This window comes from Streptomyces sp. NPDC050549, from assembly GCF_040655035.1.
Classification (GTDB): Bacteria; Actinomycetota; Actinomycetes; order Streptomycetales; family Streptomycetaceae; genus Streptomyces.
In genome coordinates, this window is record NZ_JBFAJD010000100.1 from 1 (window position 1) to 3,922 (window position 3,922).

At 68.5% G+C, this 3,922-nt stretch carries 4 protein-coding genes; all 4 read left to right on the plus strand.

The window, feature by feature from the left end; genetic code table 11:
• Nucleotides 1-137 precede the first annotated feature (137 nt).
• The 4 genes from AB0I51_RS48140 to AB0I51_RS48155 all read left to right on the plus strand — a co-directional run bounded on the left by AB0I51_RS48140 (nt 138) and on the right by AB0I51_RS48155 (nt 3,804).
• Complete coding sequence (locus tag AB0I51_RS48140) at nt 138-926, plus strand: class I SAM-dependent methyltransferase (protein WP_362985840.1); 789 nt, start codon at nt 138-140, stop codon at nt 924-926.
• A gap of 626 nt (nt 927-1,552) precedes the next feature.
• Complete coding sequence (locus tag AB0I51_RS48145) at nt 1,553-2,464, plus strand: DUF6192 family protein (protein WP_362985842.1); 912 nt, start codon at nt 1,553-1,555, stop codon at nt 2,462-2,464.
• Between the two features lie 2 nt (nt 2,465-2,466).
• Nucleotides 2,467-2,877: a RacP protein gene (locus tag AB0I51_RS48150; protein ID WP_362985844.1), complete on the plus strand. Its 411-nt coding sequence runs from the start codon at nt 2,467-2,469 to the stop codon at nt 2,875-2,877.
• Between the two features lie 75 nt (nt 2,878-2,952).
• Entirely contained in the window at nt 2,953-3,804 is an 852-nt protein-coding gene (locus tag AB0I51_RS48155; protein ID WP_362985846.1) for an IS5 family transposase, read from the plus strand.
• Nucleotides 3,805-3,922 lie beyond the last annotated feature (118 nt).

Genomic DNA, 3,922 nt, shown 5'->3' on the forward strand with positions numbered 1-3,922 from the left:
AGTGCCTGTTCCTGAGGCCGACATGACATGACGGTGGTCGTGACGCTTAAACGAACGGCTCGTTGGATCTTCAGGGGCTGTGAGGGCGACCGGGAGGGGCCCGGAACCGAACTGCTGCAGCGCACGTCTCCCGCACCATGATCTCAAGCGAGCGCCAAGAGCACGCGATTTCCACCAGGCTGGTCTCGCCGTCCGCGGTGAGTGTGGATCCGTCGAAGGCCAACGATTACAACAGCTTCGCCGAGGCGTACACGGCCGCAAACGAAACCAATCTGGTCAATGCCTACTACGAGCGGCCCGCGATGCTGGCCCTCGCTGGAGAGGTGGCCGGCCGGCGGATCCTCGACGCGGGCTGCGGCTCGGGGGCCCTGTTTGCCGCGCTGCGCGACCGTGGCGCCATTGTGAGTGGCTTCGACACGAGTGCCGGGATGCTGGAGCTGGCCCGGCAGCGGCTCGGCGACGGTACGGACCTGCAGGTGGCGGACCTGGGCAGCCCGCTTCCTTACGCTGATGACACGTTCGACGATGTAGCGGCGTCCCTGGTGCTGCACTACCTGGAGGACTGGGGGCCGGCGCTGGCCGAGCTGCGACGCATACTCAAGCCCGGCGGTCGGCTGATCGCGTCTGTCGACCATCCCTTTGCCATCAACCTCATACACCGCGAGGCCGGCCGCGAGGCCGAGTGCAACTACTTCGACACCACCAACTGGACCGTAGAGTGGACCGTGGGCGGCCATACCGCCCTGGTGAGTCGCTGGAACAGGCCGCTGCACGCGATGGTCGAGGCTTTCATCGGGGCCGGTTTCCGGATCACGGTCATCAGCGAGCCGGAGCCTGATCCCGCCGCCCGCGAGATGTTCCCCGAGGCCATCGCGGCCGAGCCGCGCTTCCTGTGCTTCCTGTTCTTCGTCCTGCAGGCCGACTAGCAGGGCCCGTGTCAAGTCCTTGCGTGTCAAGTCGATTGGTCTGTTGATGCAGTTCAGGGGCTCGTCGCTTCGGGCAGCTCCACCCGAAGCGACGACTGGGCCGCAGGCACCGCCCGCCGTACGGTGGCCGTATGGGCAGGGACGGAGTGCCCCGGCTGCGTCTGGTCGTCGTCGCGGTCGACGGGGGCGGGCCAAGGCTGTGCCGTGGGTGCGGTGGGCCGTTGATGCCGTCGGCAAAGTCGACGGCGGCGTTCTGTGAGGCGGCCTGCCGTTCGAGGCACTGGCGGCGGATGCGTCGGGCGAGGGCTCGGACCGCGGCGGTGAAGGCCGGCGTGACGGCCTCGTGTCCGCAGTGCGGGGTGGCGTGGACGGTGGGAGTCGACCGTCTCGCCTCGGCCGTCTACTGCTCTCCCACCTGCCGCAAACGGGCCTGGCACGCACAGCGCGCGCGGTCCGGCGAGGCGTGAGCCTGCGTGTTCGGTGGATGCGGGGCTGCTTCGGGCGCCGGGGCCGTACGCCCTTCCAGCCGGGACAAGGCGGCCGGATGGTGCGAAGTGACGGGTGTCCAGGGTGAGTTGGCGGCACATACAGGTGTCGCACCCGGGGCTCGTGGGGGTGGTGTCCGGATGACCGGGATGGTCGGCAGTGTGACCCGGCAGCGCTACGACGAACTGGTCAAGCTGGGGCGGGACTGGGTCGGGACGATGAGCAGCGTCCAGTGGCAGCTCGGGGACGCGGCCACGGAGATCGAGCCGATGCGTTCCTACGGGGGTACGAACCCGTCGGGGAGCGAGGAGTTGTTCACGGTCAGCGAGGCGATCCGGATGTTCGCCGAGGACGTCGGCCTGGCGTATTCGACGGTCCGGGACTACCGGTGGGTGGCCTCGCGCTGGCCGAGGGAACACCGGCGGGCGTACGTCTCCCACACCATCCACAAGATCCTCGCTTCCCTCCCCGACGAGCAGGAACGGTTCGAGGCGGTGGACAACCCTCCGTCCAATCCGCGCGGCGGGCCCGCGCGCTGGACGCACGACAGCGCGAAACGGATCGTCGGCTGGAAGGTCGACACCCCCGAGAGCGTCCAGGAGAAGGTGGACGCGATCCATGACCTGGCCGCCGACGACCAGGTGGCCGCGCGGGTGGCCACCGACTTCCTGCGCCGCCCGGCGGTCGCCTCGAAGGCCATGGCCGACGGCACGGCCAGGCACGCCGTGAACGAGGCGCAGTTCGACCAGTTCCGCCAGCAGGTCCAGTACGGGCAGGAGGAAGCCGCCCCGCAGCTGGACCAGCTGCGGCGCATGGAACACAACACCCAGTTCATGGACCTGGTCGCGGTCTGCACGCAGTTCACCGTCACCGCCGGGAGGATCGTGCCGAACCTGCGCGGTGAGCCCTACGACGACGCCGAACGCGAGACGATCCTGCGGGGCCTTGCACGGGTGCGGGCGTCGGCGGACTGGATCGAGAACGCGGTCACCCGCGGCGAGGTCGACCTGGACGAGCAGCTCCAGAAGCTGCTGAAGGGCTCGGGCGAGTAGCGATGGGGCGGGGCGTTCCCGCTCACGTCCACGCCGAAGCCGTCCTGTCCGCACTGCTGGAGGCCCGCCCCGCTGGCCTGAGCGTCGTCCAGCTGGTGGCGGCCACCGAGCGCACCCGCGCGCAGGTCCACACCGGGCTCGCGCACCTGCGCCAGGTCGCCGCGGCGAAGGGGCTTCCGCCGGTGACCTGGGACAAGTCGTGGGGATACCGGATGCTCGACGATGCACCGGAGGTCTGGATCGGCTACGAGCGGGCGTTCTTCGAGTCCGTCCACCACCGGGTGGAGAACTTCATCGCCGGGATTCTCCTGCCGCACCAGAAGAAGAAGCCCGACGACCCCTACATCCGCACGGTCATGGCGCAGATGGGGGCGATCGAGTCCACTCTTCAACTGCTGGCCAATCTGGAGTGAACCGGAACATGAGAGGCAACGGGCCGCGACCGTCCCGCAGTTGGCCCCGTCCATCGGTCGCGGCCCGGCACCGTCATGCTGCCCCGCTACCCCTCCGACACCAGCGACCTCGAATGGGCACTCCTGGAACGGCTCCTGCCCGTCCCCGCCTGCCAGACCCCGAAGGGCGGGGCCCCAGAGAAGTGGCCCCGGCGCCGCGTGGTCGACGCCATCCGCTACATCACCGACAACGGGGCGAAGTGGCGGGCGCTGCCCGCTGACTTCGGCATTCCGTGGCGCACGGTGTTCGGGTATTTCGCCCGCTGGGCGAAGGCCGGGGTCCTGCGGCACATCCTCGACCAGCTGCGCCGGCGGTTGCGGCTTGAGCGTCGACGGTGTCCCTGGCCGGTCCGGGTGATCGTAGACTCCCAGTCCGTCAAGGGCGCGGAGACTGTGTCGAAAGCGACGCGCGGATATGACGCGAACAAACACATAAATGGGAGGAAGCGCCATCTCCTGGTCGATCAGGACGGCCTGCTCGTCGACCTGCTCGTCACGCCAGCCGACGTCCAGGACCGGGACGCCGCCCGCGTCCTGCTGACCCGCCTCCATGCCGAGCACCCCGAAATCGTGCTGGTCTGGGCGGACAACGGCTACGGCGGCGAGGAGTTCGCCACCTGGGCTCAGACCACCCTCGGGATCACCGTCAAGGTCGTCTTCCGGCCCAAGGACGCCCAAGGCTTCGTCTTGCTGCCCAAGCGCTGGGTGGTTGAACGGTCGAATTCATGGACGATGCGGGCCCGCCGCAACGCGCGGGACTACGAACGCCTCATGTCCCACGCCGAAGCCCACGTCCAGTGGGCCTTCATCACCCTCATGACCCGCCGCCTCACCCGACGAAACCGCCGAACCGAGACCATCCCGGCTTCCCTCGCGGCAGCCGCCTGAAGACCTCTCAATTGCCGTTCGGTTCAGCGTCCACCGGACGCTGAACCGAACGGCAACGACGATCACTCCTCACCCACATACTCCATGACCTGCGGAAAGAGGATGTGACACAGGCACT

What these genes read in the sequence shown, in the direction of transcription:
- AB0I51_RS48155 (WP_362985846.1), top strand. Translation starts at nt 2,953, where the DNA reads ATGCTGCCCCGCTACCCCTCCGACACCAGCGACCTCGAATGGGCACTC.
- AB0I51_RS48150 (WP_362985844.1), top strand. Translation starts at nt 2,467, where the DNA reads ATGGGGCGGGGCGTTCCCGCTCACGTCCACGCCGAAGCCGTCCTGTCC.
- AB0I51_RS48140 (WP_362985840.1), top strand. Translation starts at nt 138, where the DNA reads ATGATCTCAAGCGAGCGCCAAGAGCACGCGATTTCCACCAGGCTGGTC.
- AB0I51_RS48145 (WP_362985842.1), top strand. Translation starts at nt 1,553, where the DNA reads ATGACCGGGATGGTCGGCAGTGTGACCCGGCAGCGCTACGACGAACTG.